The sequence below is a fragment of the Nocardiopsis akebiae genome, assembly GCF_018316795.1.
Lineage (GTDB): Bacteria > Actinomycetota > Actinomycetes > Streptosporangiales > Streptosporangiaceae > Nocardiopsis > Nocardiopsis dassonvillei.
Genome location: NZ_CP074132.1, coordinates 2,398,878 through 2,416,512, shown reverse-complemented (window position 1 = coordinate 2,416,512; position 17,635 = coordinate 2,398,878). Strand labels below are relative to the sequence as shown.

Annotated in this window: 11 protein-coding genes, 3 rRNA genes and 1 pseudogene; 6 read left to right on the top strand and 9 right to left on the bottom strand. The window is 68.5% G+C overall.

The annotated features are described in order from the left end of the window. The first annotated feature begins 24 nt into the window (after positions 1-24). Positions 25-1,302 (top strand): DUF1015 family protein, encoded by a 1,278-nt coding sequence (locus KGD83_RS10435; RefSeq protein ID WP_212643588.1) that lies wholly within the window; start codon positions 25-27, stop codon positions 1,300-1,302. On the opposite strand, the gene KGD83_RS10430 is transcribed toward KGD83_RS10435, so the two are convergent. Together KGD83_RS10430 and KGD83_RS29100 are read right to left on the bottom strand one after the other, a co-directional pair. Then, entirely contained in the window at positions 1,283-2,296 is a 1,014-nt protein-coding gene (locus KGD83_RS10430) for a serine hydrolase domain-containing protein (RefSeq protein WP_338036953.1), read from the bottom strand. The two genes, KGD83_RS10435 and KGD83_RS10430, sit on opposite strands and share 20 nt — an antisense overlap. Positions 2,297-2,394: 98 nt before the next feature. After that, a pseudogene (locus KGD83_RS29100) lies at positions 2,395-2,796 on the bottom strand (serine hydrolase domain-containing protein); the annotation flags it as partial. Between the two features lie 192 nt (positions 2,797-2,988). Here KGD83_RS29100 and KGD83_RS10425 point away from each other — a divergent pair. Together KGD83_RS10425 and KGD83_RS10420 are read left to right on the top strand one after the other, a co-directional pair. After that, on the top strand, positions 2,989-3,795 hold the full coding sequence (locus tag KGD83_RS10425; protein ID WP_212643587.1) for an aminoglycoside N(3)-acetyltransferase: 807 nt from the start codon (positions 2,989-2,991) through the stop codon (positions 3,793-3,795). Between the two features lie 152 nt (positions 3,796-3,947). Then, entirely contained in the window at positions 3,948-4,955 is a 1,008-nt protein-coding gene (locus KGD83_RS10420; protein WP_212643586.1) for an HAD-IIA family hydrolase, read from the top strand. 17 nt (positions 4,956-4,972) lie between these two features. On the opposite strand, the gene KGD83_RS10415 is transcribed toward KGD83_RS10420, so the two are convergent. Continuing rightward, complete coding sequence (locus KGD83_RS10415) at positions 4,973-5,401, bottom strand: single-stranded DNA-binding protein (RefSeq protein WP_212643585.1); 429 nt, start codon at positions 5,399-5,401, stop codon at positions 4,973-4,975. Positions 5,402-5,725: 324 nt separating this feature from the next. Between KGD83_RS10415 and KGD83_RS10410 the strand changes: the two genes are divergently transcribed. After that, entirely contained in the window at positions 5,726-6,730 is a 1,005-nt protein-coding gene (locus KGD83_RS10410; protein WP_212644364.1) for an MBL fold metallo-hydrolase, read from the top strand. A gap of 128 nt (positions 6,731-6,858) precedes the next feature. Continuing rightward, positions 6,859-7,794: a GNAT family N-acetyltransferase gene (locus KGD83_RS10405; RefSeq protein ID WP_212643584.1), complete on the top strand. Its 936-nt coding sequence runs from the start codon at positions 6,859-6,861 to the stop codon at positions 7,792-7,794. Here KGD83_RS10405 and KGD83_RS10400 read toward each other — a convergent pair. Then, positions 7,784-8,206, bottom strand: coding sequence for an NUDIX hydrolase (locus KGD83_RS10400; RefSeq protein WP_212643583.1), 423 nt, complete (start codon positions 8,204-8,206; stop codon positions 7,784-7,786). The two genes, KGD83_RS10405 and KGD83_RS10400, sit on opposite strands and share 11 nt — an antisense overlap. A gap of 65 nt (positions 8,207-8,271) precedes the next feature. Continuing rightward, on the bottom strand, positions 8,272-8,955 hold the full coding sequence (locus KGD83_RS10395) for a hypothetical protein (RefSeq protein WP_249352264.1): 684 nt from the start codon (positions 8,953-8,955) through the stop codon (positions 8,272-8,274). A 15-nt stretch (positions 8,956-8,970) separates the two neighbouring features. On the opposite strand from KGD83_RS10395, the gene KGD83_RS10390 reads away from it, so the two are divergent. Beyond that, positions 8,971-9,861 (top strand): hypothetical protein, encoded by an 891-nt coding sequence (locus tag KGD83_RS10390; protein ID WP_212644650.1) that lies wholly within the window; start codon positions 8,971-8,973, stop codon positions 9,859-9,861. Between the two features lie 292 nt (positions 9,862-10,153). On the opposite strand, the gene rrf is transcribed toward KGD83_RS10390, so the two are convergent. The 4 genes from rrf to tyrS all read right to left on the bottom strand — a co-directional run bounded on the left by rrf (position 10,154) and on the right by tyrS (position 17,389). Beyond that, a 5S ribosomal RNA gene (gene rrf / locus KGD83_RS10385) occupies positions 10,154-10,269 on the bottom strand. Positions 10,270-10,363: 94 nt separating this feature from the next. Next, positions 10,364-13,458: ribosomal RNA gene (locus KGD83_RS10380) — 23S ribosomal RNA — on the bottom strand. Positions 13,459-13,790: 332 nt separating this feature from the next. Continuing rightward, positions 13,791-15,323: ribosomal RNA gene (locus tag KGD83_RS10375) — 16S ribosomal RNA — on the bottom strand. The 16S, 23S and 5S rRNA genes sit together here, the layout of an rRNA operon. 767 nt (positions 15,324-16,090) lie before the next feature. Next, on the bottom strand, positions 16,091-17,389 hold the full coding sequence (gene tyrS, locus KGD83_RS10370) for a tyrosine--tRNA ligase (RefSeq protein ID WP_212643582.1): 1,299 nt from the start codon (positions 17,387-17,389) through the stop codon (positions 16,091-16,093). Positions 17,390-17,635: the final 246 nt, after the last annotated feature.

Genomic DNA, 17,635 nt, shown 5'->3' with positions numbered 1-17,635 from the left:
AACGGTGACGGGTACCGTGCTGGGATGCCACGCCAACCTCTCGAACTGGCGCCCTTCCGCGGTCTGCGCTACACCGACCCCGACGCGGACCGCTTCGTCGACGGGGAGTTCGACCTAGCACGACTCCTGGCCCCTCCCTACGACATCCCCGACGCCGACGAGGCGCGGGCGCTCCAGCGCTCCGACCCGCACAACGCGGCGCGGGTCACGCTGCCCTTCGAGCTGAGCCGCCAGAGCCCCGCCGGAACGGGGACGGCCGTGCCGCGCCGCTACCGCACGGCCGCCGACCTGCTGCGCAGCTGGATCGACGACGGGGTGCTAGCGCTGGATCCGCGACCGGCGCTGTACGTGTACGAGCAGGTCACGGCCGACGGGCGGCGCCAGCGCGGACTGGTGGGCAACCTGCGCCTGCCAGAGGAGGGCGCAGAACCCGCCGTCCGCCCGCACGAGGACGTGGCCGACCCGCCGGTGCGCGACCGGTTCCACCTCATGGGCATGGCCCGGGCCAACCTCGAACCGATCTTCCTGGTCTACCGGGGCGGCGACGGGTACGCGTCGGCCGCCACCGAGGCGGTCGCGGGCACGCCGCTGACGCACGCGCGCACCCGCGACGGAGCCGAGCACCGGCTGTGGGCGGTCACCGACCCCGCCGTGCTGCGACGCGTCAGCGCCGACCTGGCGGGCCGGTCCGCGCTGATCGCCGACGGACACCACCGCTACGCCGCCTACCGGCGCCTGCGCGCCGCCCACGACGACCCGGGCTGGCGCTACGGGCTGGCCCTGCTCGTGGACAGCGACACCCACCCGCCCCGGCTGGGCGCCATCCACCGGGTGCTGCCCGGCCTGGACACCGACGCCGCGGCCGAGGCCGCCCGCGCGGTGGCCTCCGTGGAAAGGGTCGCGGACCCCCGCGCACACGCTCTGGACGGGGTGGAGGCGCCCGCCCTGCTGCTGGTCTCCGCCGAGGGCGACGCCCGCATGGTGCACGGCTTCGACGAGCGGGCGCTGGAGCGGGTCATGCCCGACCGCTCCCCGCAGTGGCGGCACCTGTCCACGGCCGCCCTGCACCAGGTGCTGCTTCCGCTGTGGGAGGTACCGGAGGAGCGGGTGCGGATGGTGCACGACGACCCGGCCGAGGCGGTCGCCGCCGCCCGCGACGAGAAGGGCACGGCCGTCATCGTGCCCCCGCTGCGCGTGGAACAGGTGTACGCGGTGGCCGACCGCGGGGAGCTGACCCCCCGCAAGTCCACCTCGTTCGGCCCCAAACCGCGCACGGGTCTGGTCATGCGCCTCCTGGACTGAGGGAGCGGCTCCGGGCCGACCGCCGCGCTCCGACCAGGCGGGCCGCCCGGGCCGCGTACACCACGGCGAAGGCGAGCGCGGCGGCCACCAGCAGGACGAGGGGGGCGGGGGCCAGGTAGAAGGTCTGCCCCCAGGTCATGTCGCGGCCCTGGGCCAGCAGCGCCGCCAACCGGTTCGGGAACACGGCCGCGACCATGACGGCCAGCCCCGGCAGCAGGCGCACCGCGCCGCGCCACCGGGGGCGCACACGGACGGCCTCCGCCCAGACACCGGCGCGCCGCACACCCCGCTGGGAGAGATAGCCGGTCAGCCCGACCAGGGCGGCCGACACCAGGTCGAGCGCGAACAGCACCGGAGCGCCCGACGCGGCGGGCTCCCCGCCCTCGGCCAGGGCCACCAGCCCGTACAGCAGCGCGGAGGCGTCGGCGCTGCCCAGCCCGGTGTTGGCCATCACCGCGATGCCGTACCCGCTCCCGGGCAGCAGCGCCTGGTGTGCGGTGTAGGTGAACTGGATGCCCCCGTGCGAGACCATCGGGTCGCCCGCCGGGCTCTCCCCGGCGTTCCAGCCCAGCGCGGTGTCGCCGCCCGCGCCGCCGACGGGAGTGTGAGTGGCGGTGATCCCCTCCTCCGACAGGACGCGGGCGCCGTCGGCTCCCCGTCCCCCGTTGTTCTGCGCGACCAGCCAGCGGGCCATGTCGTGCGCGGTGGTGACCATGCCGCCCGCGCCGTTGAAGTAGCTCTGCGGCTCGGGCGCCGCGACGGCCCCGCCCAGGACGGCGACGTGCCCGGGCGCCACCCCCGCCGCGAAGACCTCCTCCGCGGTGTCGACGGTGACCGTGTCGTCCATGCCCAGCGGTGTGAACACGCGCTCGTCCATGTACTCGCCGAAGGCGCGGCCGCCGAGGACCTCCACCAGCCGGGCCGCGACGTGGTAGTTGGGGTTGTGGTAGTGGAACTCGGTGCCCGGATCTGCGGCCAGCCCGGCGTCGGCCATCCTGGCGAGCGCCCCTCCAGGTCCTCGGCGGCGGGGGCGCTCTTCTCCCGGAAGGCGGTGTCGGACATCCCCGAGGTGTGGGTGAGCAGCTGGCGGACGGTGACGAGGTCGGCACGCGGGTCGTCGAGGACGAACCCCGGCAGGTGCCGCGCCACCGGGTCGTCGAGCGCGAGCGCGCCCTCCTCCACGAGCTGCATGACGGCCAGGGCGGTGAAGGCCTTGCTGACCGAGGCCACACCCATGGCGGTGTCGGCGGTGATCGCCCGGCCCTCCGAGTCGGTGCCGTAGCCCGCCGCGCGCACCACCTCGGTGCCCCGGGTCACGGCGACGGCGGCCCCCGGAAGGGGTGAGGCGTCCAGGTAGTCGGACACGTAGGCGTCCACGGCCTCGGGGGTCAGCGCGCCCGGGGCCGTGTCGGGGACCTCGGCCCGGGCGGGTGCGGCGGCGAGCAGCAGGAGGGCGGCGGCCAGGCCCGCCGCCGCGATTCTGGTCAGGGACATGGGGACCATCCTGCTCGGCGCGACCCGTCCGCGACCACGGTGCCGACCGTACGGGCACCCTGGGGTTTTCCCCACCCCCCGCCCCCGGCGCGCCCCCGGCCCCGACCATCCGATATCCACTGGCCCGGCACCGGCCGCCTGCTGTACCCATGGTGATCTGCTCCGTTCCCTTCCAGCCGAGGAGTCCACAGCGTGCCCACCCGAGCGAAGAACCCCGGCCGACCGCAGACCCGGGCCTACCTGGCCCGCGACCTGACCGCGCTGGGGGTCGCGCCCGCCGACACCCTCCTCGTGCACACCTCCCTCAGCGCGCTGGGCTGGGTGTGCGGCGGTGAACAGGCCCTCGTGCAGGCCCTCATGGACGCCGTCGGCTCCCGGGGAACACTCGTCGTGCCCACCCAGACCATGGACAACACCGACCCCGCCGGGTGGCGCGACCCCCCGGTCCCCGAGGACTGGTGGCCGGTCATCCGCGCGCAGGCGCCCGGGTTCGACCCGCGCCTTACACCGAGCAGGTACATGGGCCGGGTCCCGGAGATGGTGCGCACCTGGCCGGGCGCGGTCCGCAGCGCGAACCCGCAGACCTCCTTCGCCGCCCTGGGACCCCGCGCCCGCGACCTCATGGCGCACCACCCGGTCGGCTGCCGCCTGGGCGAGGACTCCCCGCTCGCCGCGTTGGAACGCGTCCGGGCCAGGGTCCTGCTGCTGGGCACGGGGTTCGACTCCTGCACCGCCTTCCACCTGGCCGAGTACCGCGTCCCGCGGCCCCGCTCGGAGCGGTCCGGGTGCGCGGTCCTGGCCCCGGACGGCGGCCGGGAGTGGGTGGCCTTCACCGACGTGCTCCTGGACGAGGAGGACTTCGCACGGCTGGGCGCCGACTTCGAGAGCACCGGGGCCGTGGCCTCGGGCCCCGTGGGCGAGGCCACCGCACGGCTGTTCTCCCTCCCCGGGGCGGTGGCCTTCGCGTCCAGCTGGATGACCGTGAACCGGGACGGGTGACCCCCGCCCCGGATCGTCCGGCGCCCGCAGCCGTACCGGCGGGTCAGCGACGCGGCGCACACCCCGGCCCGGGGCGGACGGTCCCGGCCGAGGGGACCCTCGCCATAGCCTGGGAGACGACCACCGCCGTCACACGGAACGGGTTCTCCGCCATGTCCCTGCTCGCCGCAGACCGCCCCCTGAACGAGATCCACGACGCGATGCTCCTGGACCTGGACGGGGTGGTCTACATCGGCCCGCGGGCCGTGCCGGCGGCACCGGAGGCGGTGGGCAAGGCGCGGGCCGCCGGAGCACGGGTGGCGTTCGTGACCAACAACGCCGGACGCACCCCGGCCCGCATCGCCGAGCACCTGACCGAACTGGGCGTGGGCGCCGCCCCCGAGGACGTGGTGACCTCCGCGGAGGCCGCCGCCCGCCTGGTGGGCGAACACCACCCCGCGGGCTCGGACGTACTGGTGGTGGGCGACACCGCGCTGCGCCAGGCGGTGCGCAGGATGGGACTGCGCCCGGTGTCGGTGGACAGCCCCTCGGTGGTGGCCGTGGTGCAGGGCTACTCCCGGCACATGACCCGCGACCTGCTCGACCAGGGCACGGTCGCGGTCCGGCGCGGCGCGTTCTACGTGGCCAGCAACAACGACGCCACCGCGCCCAGCGAGTGGGGCCTGACCCCCGGCAACGGGTCCTTCGTCCGGGTCATCGCCAACGCCACCGGGGTCGAACCCGTCGTCGCCGGAAAGCCCATGCGTCCGCTGCACGAGGAGGGCATCCTGCGCACCGGAGCGCGCAACCCCCTCATCGTGGGCGACCGGCTGGACACCGACATCGAGGGCGCGACCGCGCACGGCGCGGCCGGGATGCTGGTGCTGACGGGGGTGGCCACCCCGATGGACGCCCTCGCCGCACCCGAGCACCAGCGCCCCAGCTACCTGGCGTGGGACCTGTCGGGCATGAACCACACGCACCCGGCCGTCGTCCGCGAGGGCGACCGCACCCGCTGCGCGGGGTGGACGGTGACCGTTACCGGCGGCGCACCGCTCGTCGAGGGGGCCGGAGACCGGCTGGACGGACTGCGCGCGCTGTGCGTCGCGGTCTGGGCGGACCGTGCGGCGGACCCGTCCGGCCCGGCCGCACGCGAGGCGCTGTCCCGCCTGGGCTGGTGAGCCCGCGCGGCGGGCCCTCACCGCCGCACCACCCCGGGCTCGGGGCCCTGGGCCGGCCTGACCAGGGTGGCGGCCCTGACCTCCACCTCGCACACGCTGCGTACGCCCTCCCGACCCCGCCAGGTGCGGCGGCGCAGCTCCCCGGTCATCCGGACCACGTCACCGAGCCGCCAGGCGCGGATCCCCTCGTGCAGGTCGCGGTCGAAACTGGTGCAGGTGATCGAGTCGGACCGGCGCCCGCGGTAGCGGCTGTCGCGGGTGCGGGCCACACAGACCCGCCACGTGGCCAACCGGTCGCCGCTGGGCAGATCGCGGATGAGGGGCCGGGCGGTGATCCGCCCGGCCACCAGGATCTCGTTGCGGTGCTCGGACTCACACGGGTCCTGCCGCGGGGACGGGGTGTCGGGGGCGGTCCGGCTCGGGGCGGCCGCGGACTCCTGCTGCATGTGGACGTCCTCCCATGGGTGGAGAGCGAGGAGAGGGGCGCGACGCGAAACGGGGTCGCGGGGCCGGGAACCGACGGTCCGGCCATCCGCGTGCGGTGGGGGCGTGCGCTCTCCCACCAGGATCCCCCGGCGAAGGCCAGGGCGAAAGGCCCGTCACGAGGCTGTGGACAACCCGTCCCGGCACCGGCCGCGCTCCGCGCCCCCTCAGGCGAGGACCGGGCTGGCCCCGCCCCCGCCAGCCGTGACACCCTTGTCCTAGAGTCGGGTCCTGTCCGGTTCGGCCCCGCCGAACCCCACGACGACCGAGGAACAGGGGTGCTTGCAGTGCACGACGACGTGGACGTGAGCGGTCTGCCCGAGGGGACCACCCCGCTGGGCGACGACATCTTCGCCATCGACACGATGCTCGCCGGATACCCGGGGATCGTGTCGAGCTACCTCATCCGCTCCCAACGGCCCTGCGTCGTCGAGGTCGGCACCGCCGGTTCCGCGCGTGTCCTGCACGAGGCCGTCACCCGACTCGGCCTGGTCCCCGCGGACCTGGCCACCATCGTGGTCACCCACATCCACCTGGACCACGCGGGCGGCACCGGCGACATGGCCGCCCTGTTCCCCAACGCCGAGATCGTCGTGCACGAGCGCGGCGCCCGCCACCTGGCCGACCCGAGCAGGCTGATGCGCAGCGCCGAGACGGTGTGGGGCGACCGTCTGGACAGCCTGTTCGGACGGATGAACCCCACCGAGGCGTCCCGTATCCGTTCGGTGGCCGAGACGGGGGAGATCGACCTGGGCGGCGGACGCCGACTGGTGACCCACTACGCCCCCGGCCACGCCAAGCACCACATGGGCCTGGTCGACACCCTCACCGGTGACCTGTACGTCGGCGACGCGCTGGGCGTGTACAAGCCGCTCACCGGAGAGGTCAGCCCCGCCACGCCGCCGCCGGACTTCGACATGGAGGCGTGCCTGCGCACCCTGCGGCTGTTCGGGGACATCGACGCCCAGCGGCTGATGTTCTCCCACTTCGGCGCGGTCACCTCGGTCCCCGAGACCCTCGACCGGGCCGAGTCCGAGCTGCGGCTGTGGGTGGAGACGGTGCGCGAGTCCCACGGCAGCACCGGCGACCTGGACCACGCGATCGCCATGGTGCGCGACAAGGTGGTCTCCCGCTACGCGCCGATGCCGCCGGAGCTGCCCGCGGAATCCGCCGCGATCCTGGACACCCTCAGCGGCGCGGAGGCCAACGTGTCCGGCATCGTGCACTGGCTGGACAGGCTCGCCCGGGAGCAGGCCGAGGCCCGGGCAGCGGAGGAGAAGGAACGTTCCTGAGCGTCCCGGACGGCCCTCGCGGTCCCCGGCGGCGGAGCGGTGGTGGCGGCGCACGGCCGCCGGACGCGGCGCGCGGACCGCGAGAAAACCGGGTGCGCCCGCCGGGCCCCGGACCTAGTCTCACTCCCATGACGACTCGAATCCGCCCCATGGAGCGGGCCGACATCCCCCGGGTCCTCCCCCTCATGCGCGCCGTCCACCCCTGCCGCGTGCTGACCGAGGACGCGATGCGCTGGCGGACGGAGAACCCCCTGCCCGGCATGCGTGAGACCACTCTGCTCGCGGTGGAGGACGGGGCCCCGGTGGGTTTCCTGCGCTCCGCGCTACGGCTCGACGGTGAGGGCCCCCGCAGCGGCCGGTCCCTCCTAGCCGCGGTCGCCGCCTCGCACCGGGACACGGACGTGGGCGCGCGCCTGCTGGACGCCTCGGAGCGCCACCTCGTAGAGGGCGGGGCCGAGGTGCTGCGGACCGAGGCCGCCGAGGAGGACGTCCAAGCCGGAGGTGAGGCCTACCGGCGGACGGTGCTGGAGCGGGGCTACGCCCCGGAGGACACCAACCTCGTGCTGGGCCTGGACCTGGCCGCCCTCACCGACCCGCCGAGAGCACCCGAGGGCGTCGAGCTGCGGCCCTTCAGCGACTACGCCGACGACCCGCGCGAGATCTACGAGGTCGACAGGCTGGCCAGCCTGGACGAGCCGGGCGCGGACTCCTGGTTCCCCTCCTACGAGGGGTGGCGCAAGGACGTGTGGCAGCACCCGCTCCGCGCACCGGACCTGTCCCTGTTGGCGCTGGTCGAGGGCGTACCGGCCGCCATCACCTGTTACGTCAGCGACGGGGGGAACCGGATGGAGTCGTCCATGACCGGCACCCTGCGCGAGTTCCGGGGACGCGGTCTGGCCGGGTACGCGAAGGCCGCGGCACTGCACCGGGCGCGTGAACGGGGCATGCGCTACGCCTACACCGGCAACCACGAGGACAACGCGCCGATGCTGGCCGCGAACCGGCGGCTCGGCTACGCCCCGGTCGGTTCCGAGACCGTCTACGTCCGGCGGCTCAGGGGTTAGCGGACGGCCCCGCCGGCGCCCCTGGCAGCCCCAGCTCCCGGAGCAGGTGGGCGTAGAGCCCGTCCGCCCAGGAGAGTTCGTCGTCGGAGGGCAGGACGTCGAAGGCCCGCACCTCCACGGTCTCGAACTCCCCGGTCAGCGGGGCCAGCGCGGTCACCCGCGCGTGGGTGACCACCGTGACGTGACCGCCGGAGAGCACGTAGTGGCCGACGGGTCGGATGTCGCCGAGGGTGGCGCCGGCCTCCTCCAGGGCCTCACGGCGCGCGGTGTCCTGGATGGTCTCGCCCGGTTCGGCGTGCCCGCCGGGGAACTCCCAGGCACGGCGCCGGTTGCGCACCAGCAGGGGCCGGTCACCGGTGTAGGTCAGGCACACCACGGAGTCGTGGGCCTCGGGGAGGGCCCCCAGGCGCACGACCGCACCGCCGAGCGGAGCGTCCCCGCCCGGCGGTGCGGTACCGCCGGTTCCGTGGAAGGGGCTCAGCCCCGGTCCTCACGGCCGCGGTACCGTTCGCCGCGCTCGCGGTCGCGCGGGGACGCGTCCTCCTCCGGCTCCTCCAGGAGTTCCTGCTCCTCGGCGTCGGTCCAGACGATGCCGTCCTCGGCGTCGTAGTCGACCAGCTCCATACCCTCCAGGGCGGCCAGCCGCTCGTCGGCGTCGGTGACGCCGTCACTGTCCACGGCCGAGGCGCGCGAGAAGTACTCGCGGGCGTCGTCCTCGCGGCCCAGTTCCTGCAGGACGTCGGCGTAGGCGTAGAAGAGGCGGGCGACCCACGGACGGGCGCGCCGCTCCTTGAGCTCGGGCACCTGCAGTTCTGCCAGGGCGGCCTTGGCGTCGCCCATGTCCCGGCGGGCCCCGGAGGCCACGATGCGCAGCTCGATGCGGTCGGCTGCGTCCAGGTTCTTGGCGGCCGGGTCGTTGGTGATCTCCAGCGCCCGCTCGGGACGGCCCAGACCGCGCTCGCTGTCGGCCATGATCGCGAGGAAGTTGTCGCGTCCGCTCATCCGGCGTGCGGCGCGCAGGTCGGACAGGGCCTCCTGCCACTTGCCCACGGTGTAGGCCGCCACGCCGGAGGCCTCGCGGACGCCGGGGACTCGCGACGCCTTGCGGCGCGCGTAGGCCGCGTGGGCGTAGGCCCGCTCGGGGTCCTCGTCCAGGAGCATGCCGGCGGCGACGATGTGCTTGCCGACGAGTTCGGCCAGCGACTTGGGCAGCGAGTGCAGGTCACGCCTGGTCTCGGGGTCCAGCTGGGAGTAGCTGACCTCCTCCGGGAGCTGGGGCGCGATGTCGGCAGGGTCGCGGTCCTCGCGAGGCGGACGGCGGTCGTCGCGCCGGTCGTCCCGATCGCGGAACCCGCCACCCCTGTTGTCGTCACGACCACGGAACCCGCCGCCACGGCGGTCGTCCCTTCGCCCGCCGTCCCGGAAGCCGCCGCCTCGACGGTCGTCGCGGCGCTCTCCACCACGGAACCCACCGCGGTCGTCGCGGCGGTCATCACGGCCACGGAAGCCACCGCGGTCGCGGTCCCCGCCACGGAACCCGCCCCGATCGTCCCGCCGGTCGTCGCGGCGGTCGTCCCGGCCGCGGTAGCCGCCCCGATCGTCCCGCCGGTCGTCGCGGCGGTCCCCGGCACGGAATCCGCCGCGGTTGTCCCGGCGCTCTCCACCACGGAACCCACCGCGGTCATCCCGGCGGTCATCACGGCGGTCGCGGCGCTCGCCGCCGCCTTCGCTGCGGAAGCCGCCGCGGTCGTCGCGTCGTTCGTCACGGCCCCGGAAACCGCCGCCGCGACGCTCGTCGCGGCCCTGGTAACCCCCGCGGTCACGGTCGTCCCGGCGGTATCCTCCGCGCCGGTCGTCACGACCCCTGTCATCTCTGGAACCGCTGTAGCCGGACCGGGCGCGGGGTCCGTCACCGCGTCCCCGACCACCAGGTCCACCGGAGCGATAACCGCCGCGCTCGTTGGCTCCGGAGTCCTCGCGGTCTCCCGATCGGCTGTCCTCAGTCATCCAACCCGTCCGTCAACAATCAAAAGCGCTGCCACCTTGAGCAGTAGCAGCGCGTCATAGTACTCGTGCCTTCCAGCTTACGACATGGTGTCGCCGCTCATCACCAGAGCGCAGGTGCCCAAGGTCCTACTTTCCCAGCAGCGTCTGCGCACACCGGACCGGGTTGTCCACAGCGCGGAACAGGCCCTGGCACCGACACGCCCGCATCCGGTTGACTGGAAACAGGGGGGCCCACCCGGGCACCCACACCCCCGCACGCCCACCCCAACGTTCACAAACGCACAAACCCCCACACAAAAAAAAAGGGGCGGAGCCGCCCTAACAGGCAACCCCACCCCTCCTTCAAGAAAAACCGTGGCAGCGACCTACTCTCCCACCCCACCACAGGGCAGTACCATCAGCGCAAAGAGACTTAACGACCGGGTTCGGAAAGAGACCGGGTGTGACCCTCCAGCAATAACCACCACGGAAACCACACCACCACGAACAACTCAACCCCTCACAGGGGAGTCACCCACGGCGAAAATCCGTGAAAAGTGTGCGCGAACATCCAATTATCTGCAGCGGACAAGCCCTCGGCCTATTAGTACCGGTCAGCTCCACCCCTCACAGGGCTTCCACACCCGGCCTATCAACCCCATCGTCTATAGGGAGCCTTACCCCCTCAAGGAGGCAGGAGACCTCATCTCGAAGCAAGCTTCCCGCTTAGATGCTTTCAGCGGTTATCCCTCCCGAACGTAGCCAACCAGCCATGCCCTTGGCAGGACAACTGGCACACCAGAGGTTCGTCCGTCCCGGTCCTCTCGTACTAGGGACAGCCCTTCTCAAGTCTCCAACGCGCACAGCGGATAGGGACCGAACTGTCTCACGACGTTCTAAACCCAGCTCGCGTGCCGCTTTAATGGGCGAACAGCCCAACCCTTGGGACCAACTCCAGCCCCAGGATGCGACGAGCCGACATCGAGGTGCCAAACCATCCCGTCGATATGGACTCTTGGGGAAGATCAGCCTGTTATCCCCGGGGTACCTTTTAGCCGTTGAGCGACACCGCTTCCACACGCCGGTGCCGGATCACTAGTCCCAGCTTTCGCTCCTGCTCGACACGTCCGTCTCACAGTCAAGCTCCCTTGTGCACTTACACTCAACACCTGATTACCAACCAGGCTGAGGGAACCTTTGGGCGCCTCCGTTACTCTTTGGGAGGCAACCGCCCCAGTTAAACTACCCACCAGACACTGTCCCCGAACCGGATCACGGTCCAAAGTTAGATGCCCGAAACAGTCAGAGTGGTATTTCACCAACGCCTCCACCGCCACTAGCGTGACAGCTTCACCGGCTCCCACCTATCCTACACAAACCATCCCAAACACCAATGTCAAGCTATAGTGAAGGTCCCGGGGTCTTTCCGTCCTGCTGCGCGAAACGAGCATCTTTACTCGTAGTGCAATTTCACCGGGCCCATGGTTGAGACAGTGGGGAAGTCGTTACGCCATTCGTGCAGGTCGGAACTTACCCGACAAGGAATTTCGCTACCTTAGGATGGTTATAGTTACCACCGCCGTTTACTGGCGCTTAGATTCCCAGCTTCGCAGGGGCGAACCCCCACTAACCAGTCCTCTTAACGTTCCAGCACCGGGCAGGCGTCAGTCCGTATACAGCGTCTTACGACTTCGCACGGACCTGTGTTTTTAATAAACAGTCGCTTCCCCCCGCTATCTGCGACCCCACCCAGCTCAGGATGCAAGATCCGTCACCAGACAGGGCTCCCCTTCTCCCAAAGTTACGGGGACAATTTGCCGAGTTCCTTAACCATGGTTCACCCGAACGCCTCGGTATTCTCTACCTGACCACCTGCGTCGGTTTAGGGTACTGGCCACACACGAACTCGCTAGAGGCTTTTCTCGACAGCATGGGATCACTCACTTCACCAAAAACGGCTCGGCATCACGTCTCAGCTCACACGAGAGGCGGATTTGCCAACCCCTCAGCCTACACGCTTACCCCCGGACAACCACCGCCGGGTAGAGCTACCCTCCTGCGTCACCCCATCACTTACCTACTACAAGCTCGGTTCCCAGACCAGTAAGCCAAAGCTCCCCGAAGGGACCCAAGACCACCAGCGTGGTTAGCATCACCTGATTCAGTACTGGACGCTCGTGCACGGGTACGGGAATATCAACCCGTTATCCATCGACTACGCCTGTCGGCCTCGCCTTAGGTCCAGACTCACCCTGGGCGGATTAACCTGCCCCAGGAACCCTTAGTCAATCGGCGGCAACGTTTCTCACGTTGCTTTCGCTACTCATGCCTGCATTCTCACTCGCACGCCCTCCACCACACGATCACTCGGCAGCTTCACCGGACGCACGACGCTCCCCTACCAACCCAAGAACAAGTCTTGAGCTTCACAGCTTCGGCGGTGTGCTTTAGCCCCGCTACATTATCGGCGCAGAACCACTTGACCAGTGAGCTATTACGCACTCTTTAAAGGATGGCTGCTTCTAAGCCAACCTCCTGGTTGTCTCAGCAACTCCACAACCTTTCCCACTTAGCACACGCTTAGGGGCCTTAGCTGATGATCTGGGCTGTTTCCCTCTCGACTACGAAGCTTATCCCCCGCAGTCTCACTGCCACGCTTCACTTCACCGGCATTCGGAGTTTGTCTGACGTCAGTAACCTTGTCGGGCCCATCAGCCAAACAGTAGCTCTACCTCCAGCAAGAAACACGCGACGCTGCACCTAAATGCATTTCGGGGAGAACCAGCTATCACGGAGTTTGATTGGCCTTTCACCCCTACCCACACCTCATCCCCCAGGTTTTCAACCCTGGTGGGTTCGGGCCTCCACGAGGTCTTACCCCCGCTTCACCCTGGACATGGGTAGATCACTCCGCTTCGGGTCCACAGCATGCGACTCAACCGCCCTATTCAGACTCGGTTTCCCTACGGCTACCCCACCCGGGTTAACCTCGCCACACACCATGACTCGCAGGCTCATTCTTCAAAAGGCACGCCATCACCACACCCGAAGGTCCAGCTCTGACGGCTTGACAGCACACGGTTTCAGGTACTATTTCACGACCCCTCACCGGGGCACTTTTCACCTTTCCCTCACGGTACTAGTGCACTATCGGTCACCAGGACGTATTTTGGCTTAGCAGGTGGTCCTGCCAGATTCACACGGACTTTCACGGGCTCCGCGCTACTCGGGAACACATCAACGTCTAGCCGGTACCTTCATCTACGGGACTCTCACCCACTCCGGTACCGCTTCCCAACGGTTTCAACTACCACCGACATCAACGCTCCAGGCCGGCAGACCTGAACAGACATGTCCCACAACCCCGCAAACGCAACGACTGCCGTCTATCACACGCCTACGGTTTAGCCTCTTCCCCGTTCGCTCACCACTACTAGGAGAATCACTGTTGTTTACTCTTCCTACGGGTACTGAGATGTTTCACTTCCCCGCGTCACCACCAACCACCCTATACATTCAGATGGCGGCAACCCGACACAACTCGGGCTAGGTTTCCCCATTCGGACACCCACGGATCACAGCTCGGTTGACAGCTCCCCGTGGCCTATCGCGGCCTCCCACGTCCTTCATCGGCGCCTGGTGCCAAGGCATCCACCGTGTGCCACTATCACTTGGCCACTACAGATAATAAGATGCTCGCGCACACTATTCACAAATCAAAACACCAACCGCATACCCCGACACCACTCACACCACCAGGATCCTCGTCCTGACGACACCTGAGAGTTCTCAGAGGCGGTCCGCGGGAACCAACACCCGACCAGGACCACAAGGCCACCAGCCAGAGGTTGCTTCCTCAGACACCCAACAGCGCGCCCCCGGACGCTTCTAGTCGCCCGAGGTCAAGTTCGATTCGTCTTTGAGCCATCCTGGATGCTGCACGCAGCACCAGGTCCACTTTCGAGTCCGGCCAACATTAGGAAAGGCGTTGGCCTGTAAAGACTCCTTAGAAAGGAGGTGATCCAGCCGCACCTTCCGGTACGGCTACCTTGTTACGACTTCGTCCCAATCGCCAGCCCCACCTTCACTCACTCCCTCCCACAAGGGGTTAGGCCGCAAGTTTCGGGTGTTGCCGACTTTCATGACGTGACGGGCGGTGTGTACAAGGCCCGGGAACGTATTCACCGCGGCGTTGCTGATCCGCGATTACTAGCGACTCCACCTTCATGGGGTCGAGTTGCAGACCCCAATCCGAACTGAGACCGGCTTTTAGGGATTCGCTCCACCTTACGGTATCGCACGCCCATTGTACCGGCCATTGTAGCATGTTTGCAGCCCAAGACATAAGGGGCATGATGACTTGACGTCATCCCCACCTTCCTCCGAGTTGACCCCGGCAGTCTCCCATGAGTCCCCACCATTACGTGCTGGCAACATGGAACAAGGGTTGCGCTCGTTGCGGGACTTAACCCAACATCTCACGACACGAGCTGACGACAGCCATGCACCACCTGTCACCCGCCAACTAAATGACCTCACATCTCTGCGAGTCCACGGGTGATGTCAAACCTTGGTAAGGTTCTTCGCGTTGCGTCGAATTAAGCAACATGCTCCGCCGCTTGTGCGGGCCCCCGTCAATTCCTTTGAGTTTTAGCCTTGCGGCCGTACTCCCCAGGCGGGGCGCTTAATGCGTTAGCTACGGCGCGGAAACCGTGGAAAGTCCCCACACCTAGCGCCCAACGTTTACGGCATGGACTACCAGGGTATCTAATCCTGTTCGCTCCCCATGCTTTCGCTCCTCAGCGTCAGGTAAGGCCCAGAGACCCGCCTTCGCCACCGGTGTTCCTCCTGATATCTGCGCATTTCACCGCTACACCAGGAATTCCAGTCTCCCCTACCTACCTCTAGCATGCCCGTATCCACTGCAGAACCGGAGTTAAGCCCCGGTCTTTCACAGCAGACGCGACACGCCGCCTACGAGCTCTTTACGCCCAATAATTCCGGACAACGCTCGGACCCTACGTATTACCGCGGCTGCTGGCACGTAGTTAGCCGGTCCTTATTCCCCACCTACCGTCAACCCCCAGAGAACTGGGAGCCTGCGTTGGTGGTAAAAGAGGTTTACAACCCGAAGGCCGTCATCCCCCACGCGGCGTCGCTGCGTCAGGCTTTCGCCCATTGCGCAATATTCCCCACTGCTGCCTCCCGCAGGAGTCTGGGCCGTGTCTCAGTCCCAGTGTGGCCGGTCGCCCTCTCAGGCCGGCTACCCGTAATCGCCTTGGTAGGCCGTTACCCCACCAACAAGCTGATAGGCCGCGAGCCCATCCCTGACCGAAAAACTTTCCACCCTCCACCATGAGGTGGCGGGTCGTATCCGGTATTAGACGGCGTTTCCACCGCTTATCCCGGAGTCAGGGGCAGGTTGCTCACGTGTTACTCACCCGTTCGCCGCTCGTGTACCCCGAAGGGCCTTACCGCTCGACTTGCATGTGTTAAGCACGCCGCCAGCGTTCGTCCTGAGCCAGGATCAAACTCTCCATAAAGGTCACTCAACCCGGCCCGCGTTCCCCGGAGGGTCCGTTCGGGCGGGTAAACCTAGAAGTAATCCTGACCAACCGGGTCACCCCGGCTAATCAAAGGAACCTCCGCACACGAACCGGTGTGGTTCTGTGTGACGGGGCCAAAACAAACATGGCTTAAAGAAAATCAAACACGCGCTGTTGAGTTCTCAAGAAACAACCGCTCTTCGTGTACAAGCTGCTGTGAGCTTTTCCGCCGAAGGCGTTGTGCGTTTCCGCTTTGTTGTGTCTTTACTTTATCAGGTGTTCCGCGCCCCGCCAAATCGGCGGTTTGCGGTGTTTCTGATCGGGGTAAAGCCCGTTTCCTGTTCCGCTTCCGTGTTTCCTTGGAAGCGCCCCCCGAAGCCTAGCCGATGCAGAGCGGTGCTCGAACCGGTTCGCTTGAGGGGAGGAAGGGAGTTCGCGGCCGCAGTCCGGTTCCGAGCCGACCCGAGGGCCGCTCGCCGTCCCGCAGCGACTCGTCCGAGTATAGGGAGGGTCGGGACAGACGTCAAGCCGGAGCCCGGTACGCGCGTCAACCGCGCGCTCCGGGGCTCTGTCGCCCCTGACGGGCGGCTTGTTCGGGCCCCTGTGACGTGCGCGGTACTCACACCGGATCCGCGCTGTCACGTCGGCTTTTGTTCAGACAACGGGCATCCTGCCCGGAAGATTCCCGCTCGAAACCCGTCGGTCCCGTCGGGCTCCAGCCGCTCCGCGGGCCGGTGCCAGGCACCGGCCCGCGGAGCGGCACGTCAGCCGTTGAGGACCAGGCCGCCGATGTTGCGCTTGCCCTTGCGCAGCACGACGAAGCGTCCCTGGAGCACGTCCTCGGGACGGAGCACGGCCTCCACGTCGGTGACCTTGACGTTGTTCACGTAGGCCCCGCCCTCCTGGATGGCGCGGCGGGCTGCGGACTTGCTCGGCGTCAGGCCGCTCCGCGCGAACGCGTCGGTCACGAGCAGCCCGTCGACCGGACCATCGACCTCGGCCCGGGGCACCTCGGCCAGGGCGGCGTCGAGCGTGCGGGAGTCCAAGTCGGACAGGTCCGCGCGGCCGAACAGCGCCAGGCTGGCCTCCTTGACCTTGCGGCACTCCTCCTCGCCGTGCACGAGGACGGTGAGGTCCTCGGCCAGGACGCGCTGGGCGGCGCGGGCCTGCGGGCGCTCCTCGGTCTGGCGCTCCAGTTCCTCGATCTCGTCGCGGTCGCGGAAGCTGAAGGTCTTCAGGTAGCGGACCACGTCGCGGTCGTCGGCGTTGAACCAGAACTGGTAGAAGGCGTACGGCGAGGTCAGCTCGGGGTCGAGCCAGACGCTGCCGGACTCCGTCTTGCCGAACTTGGTGCCGTCCGCCTTGGTGAGCAGGTTCGTGGTCAGCCCGTGCGCCTGGCCGTGCGGCTCGTTTCCGTCCATCCTGCGGACCAGGTCCAGGCCCGCGGTGATGTTGCCCCACTGGTCGGAACCGCCGGTCTGCAGCGTGCAGCCGAAGCGGCGGTAGAGCTGGACGTAGTCGTAGGACTGCAGGAGCACGTAGCTGAACTCGGTGTAGCTCATGCCCTCGCCGTCGAGTCGGCTCCGCACCGTCTCCCTGGCGAGCATCTGGTTGACGCTGAAGTGCTTGCCGACGTCGCGCAGCAGTTCGATGGCGTTGATCTCCCCGAGCCAGTCGGCGTTGTCGGCCAGAACGGCGTCGGTCGGCTCCGGCTGCTCGCCTTCGGGGGTGAAGCGCAGGAACGCGGACAGCTGCCCGCCCAGGTTGTCGACCCAGCCCCGCACGGTCTCCAGCGAGTTGAGCTGGCGCTCGGCGTTGGGCTTGGGGTCGCCGATGAGACCGGTACCGCCGCCGACCAGCGCGATCGGGCGGTGCCCCGCCTGCTGGAAACGGGCCAGGGTCAGGATCTGGGTGAGGTGGCCCACGTGCAGGCTGCCCGCCGTCGGGTCGAATCCGCAATACAGGGTGATCGGACCATCGGCGAGCGCCTTGCGCAGTGCGTCAAGGTCGGTCGTCTGCGCGAGCAGGCCGCGCCACTGGAGTTCGTCGATGATGTCGGTCACTGTGTTGCTCTCTGTTGTGTAGGCGGACCCCTGGGGCCCGATCTGCCTTGAAGTGTAGGCCGGACGCGGCGGAACGCCATCCGGTTTTCCCGCCTCTCCACGCTATCGGCTGCGGTGGAGCCGCAGATCGCACGGCCCCACCCCGGGACATCCCCGTCCCGACACGGCCCCGCCCCGGCACGGAGACAGCCCCGTCCCACGAAGAATCCGGCCGGACCCCCTCTACCCGGTTGGCTAATGGCATTA

Coding starts and splice junctions, on each gene's coding strand:
- KGD83_RS10435 (WP_212643588.1), top strand. CDS start 25: ATGCCACGCCAACCTCTCGAACTGGCGCCCTTCCGCGGTCTGCGCTAC.
- KGD83_RS10430 (WP_338036953.1), bottom strand. CDS start 2,296: ATGGCCGACGCCGGGCTGGCCGCAGATCCGGGCACCGAGTTCCACTAC.
- KGD83_RS10420 (WP_212643586.1), top strand. CDS start 3,948: ATGTCCCTGCTCGCCGCAGACCGCCCCCTGAACGAGATCCACGACGCG.
- KGD83_RS10415 (WP_212643585.1), bottom strand. CDS start 5,401: ATGCAGCAGGAGTCCGCGGCCGCCCCGAGCCGGACCGCCCCCGACACC.
- KGD83_RS10405 (WP_212643584.1), top strand. CDS start 6,859: ATGACGACTCGAATCCGCCCCATGGAGCGGGCCGACATCCCCCGGGTC.
- KGD83_RS10395 (WP_249352264.1), bottom strand. CDS start 8,955: ATGCTCCTGGACGAGGACCCCGAGCGGGCCTACGCCCACGCGGCCTAC.